Source organism: Microbulbifer mixtoriginis (SeqCode) (assembly GCF_052467945.1).
Map to the genome: position 1 here is coordinate 3262001 of NZ_CP174328.1, position 16523 is coordinate 3278523.

Genomic DNA, 16523 nt, shown 5'->3' on the forward strand with positions numbered 1-16523 from the left:
TTACAACTTCCCCCCTAATAATCACTTCAATTTAATGCCTCAGGAGTTTTCCATTTAAGAAAAAAGTTAATCCTCAATAATTTTAATTTCTCCTAAAAATCTCATCCGACAAATCGTTTTTAGCCAAACCTGATTCCCCAAAGGAGTAACAGATGAACAGGCACATCTCAATCGCTGCTGGCGTAATTATTGCCATAACTAACAGTGGAGCCATAGCTGACACCTACATCCTTTTCCAGAAGGGTACTGGAAATATGTCAACAGGTATCGATAGAAATCCCCCAGAAGCAGACGGCCATGTTAGACAAGTTCAAATTGGTGACAATAACTCCGCATATACCTTACAAGATAAAAGTATGGACAACTTGTCGATCAAACAGACACAACATGGCAACAATAATACTGATAGATCAATTCATAATTCCCTTTTTTGATTCTGTTATTACCCAGACTGGTGATAACAAATACCCTGAAAGCGTACAACGATAAAGCGCTAACTCATCCACTGAAATTACTCAAAGTTGTTTTGGAACTCAAGATATATTTATTTTTCAATTTGGAGCTTCAAAAAGTACTAAAGTAGCACCCCAAAAAGGTGGCCCCAACCAAGCTACGGTTAACCAATTAGGTTTTAATGCAAACTCTATTACCATCAGCCAAGAAGGATTGGGTTTTGGGAATAATGTTATAGCCGCATTTCAGTCAGCAGTTAACTTTAACTAACTCTATAGAAGCAATTCAAAGAGGCAGCTCTAATCTAACTGCGGCCTCTCAGATATTTTCGTCTGGCGACAAATCTATCTTCCACCAGAAAGGCAGAAATAATGATGCTAAAGTTTCACATGTGGGAGGCTAAATTAACTTTAGCGAAATAATACAACTATCGGAGGGCAATAAAGTAGGTTAAATCGCTCATAACAGGGCCACCTCTAACTGGACTGGCCTTCCAAATTCTAATCAAGAAGAATAAAGGAACACTCACAAACTCTAAATAATTTCATTTTTCACAGACAGACCTGGCAGCTAATCACTAAAAAGATAAGCAAGCTCAAAATAAATACAACCCACCAAGAGAACAAGATCTCCCTACTGGATATACAAAAAAATACTTCCGATACAACTCTCGATAAAGAAACTTTTTCCTGCCCATCTCTGGATTTTTCAGACAACACCAGAGCTATAAAACTATAGCAGCAAAATAATTACCTAACACCCAAGATCATAAATCATAATGGAAAATTAAATTACAACCAAAACAGAGCAGCAGTCTGATCTTATTTTTTGTCACTTTAATTTATTCTGATTCACAATTAAATATGTAAAGAATGAGCAACCACCCAAGCTTAAACACTTACTGAGAATAATTTCTTACATTCCCCATAGATCATAATTTAAAATGTGTCATGCAGGTAAATTACAGATAACTTTTAAAATCAAGAAAATCTGACCATAGACCTACGATAATGGCAGTTGAACCCTCCTATCTATTAGAAACACACTTTCTTCCCAATCTATAGAGAATTTTATCCTATAGCAGTTTTTCTTATTCACTACAAAACTCTACTCAGCATCAAGCTGATATTCATATTTAAGAGGTAGAAATGCTTCACCGGAGGATCCAAGGAGGCCTGGCGTCTCTTTTAATTTTTTGGGGTGAATATCTTGAAGAACTTCTCCTACACCAGGAAAAACAATGTTCACTTGCTTTCGATGCTGTTTTGATATTTTCTTTAGTAAAAAATTGCTTTCTAGCAGAACTTGATATCTCTAAGGAGTAACCAATGAAAAAGTACACCCCAATTGCCACAGGAATTTTCTTGGCAATTGCCGCCGGTGGCGCCTTATCCCAGACAGTTATCGTCAATCAAATGGGTAATGGAAATAGCGCACTTCCGGCTGTAGATGCCACTGTTACTGGTAGCGTTATTCTTATTAATCAGAATGGCGACTTTAATTCCTCTGTCCCTCAACAGGTGAACAACACCAGTAATAGCTTGATTAGTCACACTCAAGTCGGTGACTCAAATAGTGCCGTATCTTTACAAGATGACGCCTCAGGTTCATTCGCCTTCATCACCCAGACTTCTGACAGTAACGATGCCACTACGAATCAATGGTCAGCAAACGGCTCATCCGCAGCAATTTCGCAGAGTGGATGGGGAGGCCAGATGGCATGGATCAATCAGCAAACCGTCAACTCAAACTTTGCCACAGTAAACCAAACTAAAAACTCAAATACTGCTACAGTTTGGCAGTTTAACGGAACAGGAAACGTTACTACTGTTAACCAGGAAGGGCATTTCATAGGGAACAATGAAATGCAAACAACACAAGGGAGTGGCCATTTTAACACTATTGATGCCACTCAAGTTGGCAATGCCCAAACTGGATTCGTTTCCCAGATAGGTGGATCAGGAAATTACTCCTTCTCTTACCAGTTCGGTAAATATAATGAACTAAATGTTGCACAGTCGGGTGATGGCAACGACAGCCATGTCGAGCAATACTGGGAGTCTAACCTAGCTGTACATTTTCAGTCTGGCGACGACAACTACGCTTTTACTGAGCAATTAACCCAAAACAATATTGCTCAAACAGTTCAAACTGGTGACATGAATGTGTCCAGCATATCTCAGTTTGGCGGCAACATGAATCAATACTATATCACTCAGACTGGAGACTCTAACGAATTCATTGCAACACAAAACGGAAACTCAAACTTTATTTCTGTAGTGCAAAACGGCGGCTTGGTAATGGGAATAAACCAAATTGGTGACGGTAATTCCTTTATCTTCCCTTAGAATTCTTCTTTAAAGCCATAAACAAGCTGGCCCATATTGGGCCAGCTTTTAATTTACTTAAAAATTTATAACGTGAAATACTAGCCTTTATGCAAGCCAAATACCAAGCATTAAGAACTGCAATCTTCCATATAAAAGACTATACATCACTAATTACAACTTACAATAAAATAAAGTCAGAAGCCAAACATAAATATTCACTATTAACGCAAAAATTTATGCTTTCATTTAAGCCTTATTACACCAGCCAACCTGTTCACAACAAAAAATTTAATAACCAATCTAACAGTTACATATAAATTTACAGAGCAAAAAAATATTTAAATTCTTTCCGCCAATAAAATAATTGCTTCGCAGCATTCTGCATCTTGCATACTCTTCAATCATACTTCCGCTGTGTCAACCCGCTAATCTTTAATGAAACCAACGAAATTATACCCAGATTAAGCGCCAATTGCCCTGCCCCCTCATAAGCATGATTAATTATGACTTTAGTGGTATCCCAATCCCAGTTTATATTTAGCAAGGCGCTTGGCTAAAGGCTTGATGAAAGCTAGATCAAAGATCCCTGCTTAACTGAGAAGAAGTCTTTCAGAAAGAAATTACAAAACTCCTGGATTGACATCCCTCATTGATCATTCTAAAAATGTATGCCGAACGATCTTAGATAGAATATGACCTTTTTATGGGACTGCAAGATAATCTACTTACAGTATAAAGAAATTTCAGTTATAACTTGAAGTTGAGAAATTAATCTTGCTCTAAAGCTAATACAACTTATTTTTCACTATAAAGATAATAATTTCGCTGTATTTTTATGATCATATTGCAAGTCACCCTCCACAACTTGGATTCGATGCCTCTAAGGTGTAATTCATCAAGAAATATGTCTCGATTAAAGCTGGAGTATTAATAGCCTTTGCTTAAAGTGACCTACTGGCATCCAATAATATCTTTCTCGCTCAGAATGGTGGTTTTAATTAATCTTCTTCTCAACAGATAATTAACAGTAACAATAGCGTTATCATTCATAGACAGACAATGTGAATAAGGTAGAGCCATTACAGGATAATACTCTCAATTCTTTTGTCGTGATTCGCCAAATAGACAACATGAATGAAATAGCCACAAGCCAAACATCTGTCAACAATTCCGCAGCTGAATTTTTTTCAGAGTGGCTTTGCGCCGCAGTTAGCAACGATAAATCAAACTAACACCAACTTAAGCTTTACAACCATAACTCAAAGTAAAGGTTCCAATATTTCTCGCATAAATCAGACTGATGGAAACACAAACTAAGCAACTATCACTCATACAGGAGGTACTCTTAGAGGAAATATCTTAGCCTCTGTGCAGATTATCAGTATTTTAAATACTATCAACGCCACCCAATATGGCGACACGAGCAGCGTATTAATTCCTCAAATTGTAGATTCAAGCTATACCTCTCACTCCGATCAAAAACGCTGTAAAACATAATTCACGTTATTCAAGCTCGAAACAATAATGTAAGTGACAACATATTAACTGGAGAAAAATATTATGACTATCAATAAAATAGAAAATATCAACCACTCCGTTACCAACCAGCAGGCAATAGATAATTATGCGCAACTGATAAATCTAGCAATATTAATGTGTCAACTATATCCCAGTCCGGTGGTAACATGGATACGGCGTTTGTAACTCAAATCGGCAGCACTACTACAATTGATGCGACACAGATTATGTAGTTTCAACCTTATTTTTGCAGTACAACAAACTAACGATAATAACATAGCCTCCTCTCAAATTGATGACGTCAATGTCTTTATGCTTGCTCTATAGAACAAGCTAAAAAACTAAAATTTAGCCTCAGGTGATCCAGCCTTAAAGGTGACATCAAACTCATTTCACTCTGCTTTTTTTGAAAAATTTAAACCCAGCCCTTCCTTCATTAAAGTAATACTCACAAATCAAAGCTCCCTACGCCAACAGCCATTTTTCCATACCAGCTAGGCTAAAGTTAAAACAACAAGCTATTAACTTCAAAATGGTGAATGTATAGCTAGTCCAGAAATACACTGAGCCAAAATGGATAAAGAAGTAAACAGGAGTTGAAAGTGAGCAAGCTTCCTATTACATCGCTCGCATTACTGATATCTTACAGCGGACTGACATATGCAGCAGAGAATTCATCCACTCTCGATCAAATTGGTAATATCAATCATGCCTTAATTGATCAATCCGATAATAGCGCCATCGATAGCCATGTGAAAATCTCCCAGAATGGTAGCCTAAATAATGCAAAGTCTGTCCAAACTGATGTAATCGACAGCTTAATACACCAAGTTCAAGAAGGTAAATTAAATCACGCCTACAGCCTACAGATGGGTGGATCTGGAAATGAAACTCTGATCTACCAGTCAGGCATGGACAACCGCTCTAACACTTATCAAATTGCCACTAAAAATAACCAAGCTACTATCCGTCAAAATGGCGCTGGGAACGAAGCCGAAATTCAACAACATCTTGGAAGTGACAACATTTCTGTTATAGAGCAAATCGGTACTGTTCACGGCGCCATGGTTGGGCAGTACGCCAGCTTCAACTCAGAGGCGCACATATTCCAAGATGGCTCTTATCACGAAGCAATTATCAAACAAGAAGGTACTGGGCACTACGCCGGCATTTCTCAATCAGGAATATCTCACTATGCTGAAATAACTCAAACCGATATGCATAATGAGGCCGATATCATCCAAAGGGGTGAAACTAATAACACTACAATTGTTCAGGTTTCCTGGTATAACAGTGCATACGTCCATCAAGATGGCTATATGAATCAGGCGACAATTATGCAGTCTGGAGGTGGCGCTATGGGTGGAGGACACTTGGCTATTGTCAATCAATCAGGCGGCATGAATGAGGCCACAGTTATCCAAAGCGGATTCTCTGGGTCAGTAAATATTATCCAAACCGGTTACGGCAATACCGCCGTAGTAAACCAGTAGATATTATTTCCCCCATTATACCAAAGACTTTTATCGGTCTTTGGTGTTTTTGAACCCATGCTCGCTGCAGAGTATTCTTTTTTACTAGCCTCTACAGGCTTTATTCTTTAAATTAAATATATTACTCAGGAAAGTCTTTTTATTTTATCGCTTTCCTGGCTAAAACTAACCTCCTAAACAATTAAGACTTCTATCCTATGGTTTTTCTAAGCTACTGAAGCAACAATAATAAAGACGGAACGAACTTATGGACTCCTAAGCAGTAACAGGGATGCCAACCAGAATGAAACAGCTATTTCCTATCTTTGATTTCCCTTCGATTCTACCTTTTTGTACAGGAACTTAAAGCGAGTGTATATCTGAGTAATTTATAGTATTGCCGCTAATCACAGCCTAGCGGCTTACTGCAAAATACTCGGGTGAATTATTCTGTGCGCCCGCTCAGCCGGTAAATGCTGAACCCAAAACGCGATGCTCTTTTCAAGTAGTAATGGAGATACTCATGAAGACTTTAACCCCAATCGCTGCCGCTATTGCTTTCGTGATCAGTGGTGCAGCCATGGCCGATGACAATACCGCTTACCAGGATCAACATGGTATGGGTCACCTGGGTTATATCGATCAAGCCGGCCCAGGTAGTCATCACAATTATGTTAAACAGGAGCAACACGGGGGATACAATACGGCCGTTAGTATTCAGGAGCATGAACATCACAGTACGGTTCTTCAGCATCAGGAGGGCTACAGCAATTACGCCAATGCCTACCAAAAAGGGGGGGCAGGCAATACAGCTATGAGCGAGCAAATGGGCATCGACAATAGCAGCCTAACCTTCCAGTTTGATGAATACGACAGCTTCTCCTACCATTTCCAGGATGGCCATGGAAATAAAGCAAGAACTTACCAACTTTCTGGCAGCGGTAACCATGCCACCATTCTACAAAATAGCGACTATAGCTATGCTTCTGTAACTCAGGTAAATAGCTATGGCAGTGAAGCCATGGTCTCACAGGCTGGCGAAATGAATCATGCTGATACCTTCCAAACAGGTGAATCTCACAGGACTCACCTTATTCAGGCAGAGGGCGGTCACAACGATCTTGATTCTCGTCAAATCGGCTATGGCCATGAAGCCCATATGTACCAAGATGGTTGGAACAACGAAGGGGATATTTCTCAAGCCGGCAGCCACCACTTCGGTAAAACCATCCAAGTAGGCTACAACAATGATGTCTACGTGGGGCAAATAGGTGAAAAGCACCACGCCGAAGTCGCCCAGTACGGTACTAGTAACAACAGTCTTGTTGCTCAATTTGGCCACAATGAAACCGCCAAGGTTCTTCAGTATGGCCAAAACAACAACAGTTTCGTTCTCCAGTAAAAACTGCTCCTGCCCCAAAGAAAAAAGGCGGCCTCTGGCCGCCCTTTTTCTTACTAAGAGATCTTTTATAGATGCTCTACAGTATCAATTTCATATTCCACTGTACCGGAAGGCGTGTGCACAACAACGACTTCCCCCACTTCCTTACCAATCAGTGCGCGGGCAATCGGGGAGTTCACTGAGATTTTTTGTTTTTTCACATCCGCTTCATCGTCACCCACGATTTTATAGGTCACTTCAGCATCGTCATCCAGGTGAATAATCGTTACCGTAGTGCCAAAAATTACTTTATCGCTGGGCTCAATCGACTTCACATCGATCACTTGGGCGTGAGACAGCTTGGCTTCAATCTCTTGAATACGCCCCTCAATAAAGCCCTGCTTTTCCCGCGCCGCATGGTATTCGGCATTCTCCTTCAAATCACCGTGTTCGCGTGCTTCGGCAATGGCCTCTACCACCGCAGGGCGCTCGACTTTTTTCAGATTATCCAGCTCTGAACGCAGCGCTTCCGCGCCTTCAACGGTCATTGGTACCCGGTTCACTGTGGGACCTCCATTATTGTTACTACGCAACCGGGCCCTGTGTTGCCACAAGGCCCGGTCGGAAATGACAGATTGTTTTTAGATGATTAAGACAGCTTTACCACACGCTGGTGAAGATCTTGCAGGCGGCGAACCTGCAGCGGCTGCTCCTGACGCATGGCCATCGCCATGGCCTGAGCCGCTGCCAGGGTGGTGGTGTAACACACCTGGTGGTTCTCGGCACTGCGACGGATATCCGCAGAGTCGCGAATCGCCTGGCGTCCTTCGGTGGTATTCACCACCAGTGCAATCTCGTCGTTTTTAATCATATCGACGATATGCGGGCGACCTTCACTCATCTTGTTGACGGTTGTAACGGGAATATCGTTTTCTTGCAAGACCTTAGCGGTGCCGCGGCTGGCAATGACTTCGAAGCCAAGCTCTACCAGATCGCGCGCTACGCCCACGGCGTCGGCCTTGTCGAAGTCACGCACAGAGATAAACGCGCGGCCGGACTCCGGCAGGCGATCGCCAGCGGCAACCAAGCCCTTGTCGAAGGCCTCTGCGAAGGTAGCGCCTACGCCCATCACTTCGCCGGTGGACTTCATCTCGGGGCCGAGAATCGGGTCCACTTTCGGGAACTTGTTGAACGGGAATACAGACTCTTTAACGGAGTAGTAGTCCGGTACGATCTCTTCGGTAAAGCCCTGTTCCTGCAGGCTGATACCCGCCTGACAGCGTGCAGCCACTTTCGCCAGTGAAGTGCCGATGCACTTGGAGACGAAAGGTACGGTACGGGAAGCGCGCGGGTTCACCTCGATCACGTAAATCTCGCCGTCCTGGTAGGCCAGCTGGGTATTCATCAGGCCAACTACGCCAAGCTCGCGGGCCATGGCTTTCACTTCTTCGCGCATACGGTCCTGCACATCCGCCGGCAGGCTGTAAGGCGGCAGGGAGCAGGCGGAGTCACCTGAGTGAACACCACACTGTTCAATGTGCTGCATAATGGCGCCAATCACAACGTCCTGGCCATCGGATACCGCATCGATATCCACCTCAATGGCGGCGTTGAGGAAGTGGTCCAGCAGTACCGGCGCTTCGTCGGAAACCTGTACCGCTTCTTTCATGTAGGTGAGCAGCTCGTCTTCTTTGTAGACGATCTCCATGGCGCGGCCGCCCAGTACGTAAGACGGGCGCACAACCAGCGGGTAGCCCACGTCTTTCGCCGCCTGGATGGCTTCGGAGACAGAGCGCACAATGGCGTTCTTGGGCTGCTTGAGGCCGAGACGCATAATCATCTGCTGGAAGCGCTCGCGGTCTTCGGCGCGGTCGATCTGCTCTGGGGTGGTACCGATAATCGGCACACCTTCGTTGGCCAGGTAGCGCGCCAGGTTCAGCGGGGTCTGGCCGCCGAACTGCACGATCACGCCTTCCGGCTTCTCTTTGGCAACGATTTCCAGCACGTCTTCCAGGGTTACCGGCTCGAAGTAGAGGCGGTCGGAAGTGTCGTAGTCGGTGGAAACAGTCTCCGGGTTACAGTTGACCATGATGGTCTCGTAACCGTCTTCGCGCATCGCCAGAGCGGCGTGTACACAGCAGTAGTCGAACTCGATGCCCTGGCCGATACGGTTGGGGCCACCGCCGAGTACCATGATTTTCTTTTTGTCGGACGGCTGCGCTTCGCACTCCTCATCGTAGGTGGAGTACATGTAAGCAGTGGAGGTGCTGAACTCAGCAGCACAGGTGTCCACGCGCTTGTAAGACGGGAATACGCCCAGCTTGTGGCGGAACTCGCGCACAGTCTTCTGGCTCACCCCCAGCAGGTCTGCCAGGCGGCGATCGGAGAAGCCTTTGCGCTTGAGGAAGCGCATTTGCTCAGTGGTCAGCGCCGAGGTGGGCAGTGACTTGAGCGGCTCTTCGATTTTGATCAGCTCTTCGATCTGTACCAGGAACCAGGGATCGATACCGGACAGGTCGTAAACTTCACCGACGCTCATGCCCATACGGAAGGCGTCGCCCACGTACCAGATGCGCTCGGCACCCGGAACGGAGAGTTCGCTGCGCAGACGGGTCTCAGCGCCGTCTTTGCTCGGGTCAATCTTGCTTTCCAGGCCGAAGCTGCCCACTTCCAGACCGCGCAGGGCTTTCTGCATGGACTCCTGGAAGGTACGGCCGATTGCCATCACTTCACCCACAGACTTCATCTGGGTGGTCAGGCGCGCATCGGCTTCACCGAATTTCTCAAAGGTGAAGCGCGGGATCTTAGTGACAACGTAATCGATAGACGGCTCGAAGGACGCCGGGGTAGCACCGCCAGTGATATCGTTCTGCAACTCGTCCAGGGTGTAACCCACTGCCAGCTTGGCCGCGACCTTGGCGATCGGGAAGCCGGTGGCCTTGGAGGCCAGTGCGGAGGAGCGGGATACGCGCGGGTTCATCTCGATCACAACTACGCGGCCAGTTTTCGGGCAAACGCCGAACTGTACGTTGGAGCCACCAGTCTCAACGCCGATCTCGCGCAGTACCGCGATAGAAGCGTTGCGCATCAGCTGGTATTCCTTGTCGGTCAGCGTCTGCGCCGGAGCAACGGTGATGGAGTCACCAGTGTGTACGCCCATCGGGTCGAAGTTCTCGATGGAACATACGATGATGCAGTTGTCGTTCTTATCGCGAACCACTTCCATCTCGTACTCTTTCCAGCCGAGCAGGGATTCGTCGATCAGCAACTCGTTGGTGGGGGAGAGGTCGAGACCGCGCTTACAGATCTCTTCAAACTCCGGCCAGTTGTAGGCCACACCGCCACCGGAACCACCCATGGTGAAGGACGGACGGATAATTACCGGGAAGCCGAACTCTTCCGGTACTTTCTTCGCCTCTTCCATGGAGTGGACAATCTTGGCGCGTGGAGTTTCCAGGCCGATCGCCTTCATCGCCTTGTCGAACAGGTCGCGGTCTTCCGCTTTCTCGATAGCGTCTTTGTCCGCACCGATCAGCTCGACATTGAATTCCTTCAGGACACCGTGCTTGTCCAGGTCCAGGGCGCAGTTCAGTGCTGTCTGGCCACCCATGGTGGGCAGGATGGCATCGGGGCGCTCCTGCTCGATAATCTTGGCAACGGTGCGCCACTCCACCGGCTCGATGTAAGTGGCATCGGCCATAGCCGGGTCGGTCATGATAGTGGCCGGGTTGGAGTTCACCAGGATCACCCGGTAACCCTCTTCGCGCAGCGCCTTACAGGCCTGGGCGCCGGAGTAGTCAAATTCGCACGCCTGGCCGATCACGATGGGGCCTGCGCCGATAATCAGAATGCTTTGGATATCTGTGCGTTTTGGCATCTTTCTTCCGTTCTACTACCGGCAAAGGCCGGCTGCGCTAAATTTCATTCGTTTCTTGTTAAAACCGCCGCAAAAGCGGCGGTTAATTGCCCTACCCTGGGCGGCTACGCCCTTAGGCGCGCTCTTTCATCAAATCGATAAAGTGGTCAAACAACGGCGCCACATCGTGTGGGCCCGGGCTCGCTTCCGGGTGTCCCTGGAAGCTGAAGGCCGGCTTGTCCTTCAGGTGAATACCCTGCAAGGTGCCGTCGAACAGGGACTTGTGGGTAACTTCCACATTGTCCGGCAGGCTGTCGGCGTCCACTTCGAAACCGTGGTTCTGCGCGGTGATCATCACCTTGGTGCTGTTCAGGTCCTGTACCGGGTGGTTACCACCGTGGTGACCGAACTTCATCTTGGCAGTTTTACCGCCCACCGCCAGGCCCAACAACTGGTGGCCCAGGCAGATGCCGTAGGTGGGGATGCCCGCGTCGAGGATTTCGCGGATTGCAGCGATCGCGTATTCGCAGGGCTCGGGGTCACCGGGGCCATTGGACAGGAATACACCGTTGGGATTCATCGCCAAGACTTCGGAGGCCGGAGTCTCCGCCGGTACTACGGTGATGTCACAGCCGCGATCCACCAGCATACGCAGGATATTGCGCTTCACACCGAAATCGTAAGCGACCACTTTGAAGGGCTGTTCCGGCGCGGCCTTATGGCCTTCGCCCAGTTCCCAGGTACCTTCGCTAAAGGGGTAGGCTTCCTTGGTGCTCACTACCTTGGCCAGGTCCATCCCTTTCAGACCGGCAAATTCCTTGGCTTTGGCCAGGGCTTCTTCGCGGTCGATATTGTCACCGGCAACGATGCAACCGCTCTGTGCGCCCTTGTCACGCAGCAGGCGGGTCAGGCGACGAGTGTCGATATCGGCGATACCAACGATATTGCGCTCGCGCAGGTAGTCCTCCAGGGACTGCTCGTTGCGGAAGCTGCTGGCCAGCAGCGGAAGGTCGCGGATTACCAGGCCGGCAGCCCAGATATCAGCGCACTCTTCGTCTTCCTGGTTGGTGCCAGTGTTGCCGATGTGCGGGTAGGTCAGAGTCACAATCTGGCGGGCGTAGGAGGGATCGGTGAGGATCTCCTGGTAGCCGGTCATGGATGTGTTGAACACGACCTCGCCAACAGAACTGCCATGGGCACCGATTGCGCGTCCTTCAAAGACACTACCATCTGCGAGCACCAGCAGCGCGGGAGTTGTACTCTGCATAAAGTTGTGGGGCATGAAAGCCTCCGACGTAGGGACAGCTTTAGTCAAATTGAACTCCAATCTTCAGAACTGCTTCCGGGCGGGGTTTGCGGGCTTCGGAGCACGCAGGCTCCTGACTGGTGCGCGCATAAAAAAGCGAGATGAAACATCGCAGCTTCATCTCGCTTTAAAAATCTGTTCACGCGTGATTCTCACAAAGTGGCCGACGGTTGCCGCCAGCTTTTTAGTAGGCTCACGCTGCGCGATTCAGCTTCGCGGCACCGGCCCAAATCGGGCGCAGATTCTACGCGAATTCACCTCTGGACGCTAGTGCAAAAATACGCCAAACCTGACGAAAAATTCCTCTCTACTCCAGCTTCTGCCCGAGACGAAAGAGACTGTTGCCCATTTTCAGCTCGGCCTTTTCCAGCATGGTTTTGTTCATACGCAGCGCCACTTCGCCACCTTTGTCGGCAAATTCAATCATGCCGCCGGTTGCAGCAAAGCGCTCGGCATCGCTCACTGTTAAGACAGGGAAGAACTCCACTGTAACCAGCGTCTTGAGCAGACTGGAGCGATCCATAGAGCCGAGAATCACGATCTGGCATTTGCGCGCGCGCAGTATATCTTTGAAGCCAATTTTCTCCAGCGCCACCCGGCGCCCATCAATACGCTGATTCTTGAAGCGCAGAGCCAGCTGCTCGCCGAGGGAATCCCCCCCCATCAAACACACCTTAAAGGGGGCACTGTAATTATCAAATGCGTTGACCGGCCACTGCAGGTTGTAGGCGAAGTGCACGATGTAATCCACCATGACACGCCGCCCCAGGGGAGTATCCGAAAGGTGTACTGCGGCCTGTACCAAGGGAGCAAGCAGCAGGCCCAATATCAGGGAAATCGTCAGGAATGGGCGAGTGATAGAAAGTCTGGCAAAGAGTGTCTTCACGGTCATTGATACCCAGGAGTTCACACCTTCTGCCGGCGGAAGGCGCTGCTCCGGCAGAAAATGTCTATCGGCGGATACCTGGGCAATCAACCACTGCCGAGGCTCGAACGGCGCGCCAGCGAAAAGCCCGGCCACCTTTGAAGGTTAGCCCACCGAGCTTTGCCCCGCCGGTGCCCCGTTCACCGTCGATTACTCGGGTACACGGCTATCCAAGTCGGCACTACCATCCTGGTTTTTTGTTACGGGGTGCCATTTGAGCGCCTTCTCAATCGACATAATCATCGCACCGGCCACATCCTTACGCGTGGCACTCTCAATACCCTCGAGACCGGGAGAGGAGTTCACCTCAAGTAACAGCGGCCCTTTACGCGAACGAATAATATCCACACCAGCCACTTTCAACCCGAGCGCTTTAGCCGCTTTAATGGCTATGCGCTTTTCATCTGCTGTGACTTTAACTACCGAAGCGGTGCCGCCCTGGTGAATATTGGCGCGGAACTCTCCCGGTGCCGCCTCTCGCTGGATCGAGGCCACCACGCGGCCATCAATCACAAACAGGCGCAGATCCTTGCCCTGGGCCTCACGGATAAACTCCTGCACTAGCAAATTGGCTTTAAGTGACTTAAACGCATTAATCACCGATTCGCCAGCTTTGCGGGTTTCCGCCAACACCACTCCGCGCCCCTGAGTTCCCTCCAGCAACTTCACAATCAATGGTGCCCCACCCACCATGTCAATCAACTCATTGGTATCTACCGGCGAGTTGGCAAAGCCTGAAGTGGGAATACTCAAACCACTCTGCTGTAACAACTGCAGGGAAAATAGCTTATCCCGCGACTGGCTGATCGCGGCGGAGCCATTCAGGGCAAAAATATCCAGACTCTCAAAGTGCCGCGTCAGTGCACAACCGTAAAAAGTCTGGCTGGGGCGAATACGGGGAATAACCGCATCCAGGCTATTGAGTATTCGGCCATCCCGATAGTGCACTTCCGGCTCGTCAGGATCGAGCTTCATGTAGCACTGGCGGATATCGAGAAAACTCATGCGATGTCCGCGCTCGGCCCCCGCTTCCATAATGCGCCGGTTGCTATAGAGATCCGGGTTCGATGCCAGCAGTCCGATGCGCAGGCCGGTACCGGCAATATGGTGCTCATCCCGATAATATTCATCCAACTGGCTTTTCGGGATATCGCCAATACAGAAGCTCTCTGCCGGGTCCACCAGCATTCGCCCAATCATGGCTTCGCGTCCCAGCAACATGCGATAGCCCATGCTGTCCCGATTGGTCAGGGTCAGTTCGATATCCCATACACTGCCACCAATAGAAATGGAGGTACGGATTACTGGGCGTTTTTCACTCTCTCCAGAGGAGCTACGCACCAGCCTCTTATCCAAAAGCCGCGCCTCACAACGCACTGATGGGCGACGTTGGTGCTGTAATGGATGCGCCTCAAAACTCACCCAGGGTTCGCCATCGCGCTTAAAGGTATGGATGTTGTATGCGTGTAGGCAGGAAGTTTTAGCTCCGGAGTCCACACGCACCTTAATCGCCGGGACGCTGAGTGCGGGAAGCCCGCACCACTCTTCGCTGCCGACAATCAGCTTTTTTTCCAAACAAAAAATCCTCAAAAAATTTTTGGTTTACCTAGAGGGTCGAAAACCCGAAGTATTGACTTTCACTATAAAAATAAGGCTCGCCTATCGATCAACCGTATAACTACTGCCTTAGAACTATTGAATAAAGGCCGCCCTTTACCGATTTTTTTGCGTGATCCGATTAATTTAACCCCAGTACATCGCGCATATCGTAGTGGCCCGGCCCACGCACCGATTGCTTATTTCCCATCAACCATATCGCTGCGCGTACCGCACCGCGGGCAAAAGAGAGACGACTGCTGGCGCGGTGACGGATTTCTACGCGCTCCCCTTCGGCCAGGAACAGCACAGAGTGCTCACCGACCACATCACCACCGCGCACAGTGGCAAAACCGATGGTGTCGCGTTCACGGGCACCTGTCTGGCCCTCGCGTCCATAAATCGCCACTTTCTCCAGATCCCGCCCTAGGGTCTCGGCGACGACTTCTCCCATGCTTAACGCAGTGCCAGAAGGCGCATCCACTTTGTGGCGGTGATGTGCTTCAACAATTTCTATATCGGCATCTTCACCCATTACCCGTGCAGCGGTCTCCAATAACTTGAAGCACAGATTTACACCGGTAGAAAAGTTACTGGCCAGGCACAACGGTACCTTACCCGCATTAGCCAGCACCTGATTTTTCTGCTCAGAGTCAAAACCGGTAGTGCCAATAACAATGGGGCGTCCGTTGGCTGCACAATAGGCAGAATTATCCACAGTTGCCTGTGGTGCGGTAAAGTCAATCAGTACATCGAAGTCGGCTTTATCCAGGCTATCGACAATGGCGATACCGTTGCGCCCGAGGCCCGCAACTTCACCGGCATCGGCCCCCACTAAGCTGGAGCCCGGCCGTACAACTGCCGCGCTGAGCTCAGCCTCATCACTTAAAAGCAGTGCCTCCGCCAAGGCCCTTCCCATACGTCCGCCAAATCCGGTGATTGCTACTCTTACTGCCACAACAACACTCCTGTCTACGCCCAATATTGCTGCGAATCTTACCTCGCCCTACTAGAAAGCAGCTACAAAAACTCAGTCTTAAAAAGTGATCATTTTTGGGGACCAAACTGACCATAAAACTTCCAGCCATAGAGGAAATAACAAAACATATTTTTATTACCAACTAACTGAAATTGAGTGAAAGCAATGACAAATCACGATGCTAGGCTTAAGCCAGAGGGGTAAATGGAGCGCCAACATGCGACTAATGATTCGATCAAACCACCTGCCACATTTATTGGTGGTGGTTATTTCTTTAACCCTGGCCTTTGGCAGTGCGCCCGTATCCGCACAACAGCAAACAACAAACCCAGACTTCTGGGAGAAATATGACGACATTACAGATTGGGTGACGCTGCGTCTGCAGCTCACCCCTGGCCAGGAAAAAGTAGTACTGCCCATCTTGCAAAAGAGCCTTGCAGAGAAAAAAGCCGTACTGGATCGCTATGGCGTTTTGGACAACCCTAAACTGACTTTGACACCTAAGCAGCGCGGGGAAATCGGTGCGCAATTGGCCGCGATTAGCGCGCAGGCAAACAAAGAACTGGAAGGGATACTAAAAAAACAACAGATGAGGGAGTTAGGTAAGATTCAACACGAATTATTGATGGCACTGGCTGCCCGTCTGAGAGCCCGTTCTGCCCAGGGCAACTAACCCGGCAGAGATACCGGGCCAGTTTTCGCTATTC

General features: G+C 48.6%; 11 protein-coding genes and 1 pseudogene. 5 read left to right on the plus strand and 7 right to left on the minus strand.

The genetic code is table 11. The annotated features are described in order from the left end of the window. Nucleotides 1-152: 152 nt before the first annotated feature. The 4 genes from ACJJIJ_RS14295 (at nt 153) to ACJJIJ_RS14310 (ending at nt 7175) form a co-directional block, all read left to right on the plus strand. Nucleotides 153-434 (plus strand): hypothetical protein, encoded by a 282-nt coding sequence (locus ACJJIJ_RS14295; RefSeq protein WP_444937696.1) that lies wholly within the window; start codon nt 153-155, stop codon nt 432-434. Between the two features lie 1347 nt (nt 435-1781). Continuing rightward, a complete protein-coding gene (locus ACJJIJ_RS14300) occupies nt 1782-2801 on the plus strand; it encodes a hypothetical protein (protein WP_252083228.1) in 1020 nt (339 codons plus the stop codon). A gap of 2102 nt (nt 2802-4903) precedes the next feature. Beyond that, entirely contained in the window at nt 4904-5794 is an 891-nt protein-coding gene (locus ACJJIJ_RS14305; RefSeq protein ID WP_444937697.1) for a hypothetical protein, read from the plus strand. A gap of 502 nt (nt 5795-6296) precedes the next feature. Continuing rightward, complete coding sequence (locus tag ACJJIJ_RS14310) at nt 6297-7175, plus strand: hypothetical protein (RefSeq protein WP_444937698.1); 879 nt, start codon at nt 6297-6299, stop codon at nt 7173-7175. Nucleotides 7176-7240: 65 nt separating this feature from the next. Here the strand turns inward: ACJJIJ_RS14310 and greA are convergent, their stop codons facing one another. From greA to dapB, 7 genes and pseudogenes are all read right to left on the minus strand, one after another. Then, nucleotides 7241-7717 (minus strand): transcription elongation factor GreA, encoded by a 477-nt coding sequence (greA, locus tag ACJJIJ_RS14315; RefSeq protein WP_252083232.1) that lies wholly within the window; start codon nt 7715-7717, stop codon nt 7241-7243. Between the two features lie 86 nt (nt 7718-7803). Continuing rightward, complete coding sequence (gene carB, locus ACJJIJ_RS14320) at nt 7804-11031, minus strand: carbamoyl-phosphate synthase large subunit (protein ID WP_252083233.1); 3228 nt, start codon at nt 11029-11031, stop codon at nt 7804-7806. A gap of 112 nt (nt 11032-11143) precedes the next feature. Continuing rightward, complete coding sequence (gene carA / locus ACJJIJ_RS14325; RefSeq protein ID WP_444891979.1) at nt 11144-12292, minus strand: glutamine-hydrolyzing carbamoyl-phosphate synthase small subunit; 1149 nt, start codon at nt 12290-12292, stop codon at nt 11144-11146. 331 nt (nt 12293-12623) lie between these two features. Further along, complete coding sequence (locus ACJJIJ_RS14330) at nt 12624-13337, minus strand: YfiR family protein (RefSeq protein WP_444937699.1); 714 nt, start codon at nt 13335-13337, stop codon at nt 12624-12626. A 54-nt stretch (nt 13338-13391) separates the two neighbouring features. Next, the gene (gene rimK, locus ACJJIJ_RS14335) at nt 13392-14330 is read right to left on the minus strand and encodes a 30S ribosomal protein S6--L-glutamate ligase (protein ID WP_444939584.1); all 939 of its coding nucleotides are present in this window, start codon (nt 14328-14330) and stop codon (nt 13392-13394) included. Between the two features lie 129 nt (nt 14331-14459). Then, nucleotides 14460-14744: pseudogene (locus ACJJIJ_RS14340) on the minus strand (ATP-dependent zinc protease family protein); the annotation flags it as partial. Between the two features lie 235 nt (nt 14745-14979). Further along, nucleotides 14980-15795 carry a 4-hydroxy-tetrahydrodipicolinate reductase gene (gene dapB / locus ACJJIJ_RS14345; protein WP_444937700.1) on the minus strand — a complete coding sequence of 272 codons (816 nt, stop codon included), beginning with the start codon at nt 15793-15795 and terminating at the stop codon, nt 14980-14982. A gap of 238 nt (nt 15796-16033) precedes the next feature. Here dapB and ACJJIJ_RS14350 point away from each other — a divergent pair, with 238 nt between their 5' ends. Then, nucleotides 16034-16489 (plus strand): hypothetical protein, encoded by a 456-nt coding sequence (locus tag ACJJIJ_RS14350; protein ID WP_444937701.1) that lies wholly within the window; start codon nt 16034-16036, stop codon nt 16487-16489. Nucleotides 16490-16523: the final 34 nt, after the last annotated feature.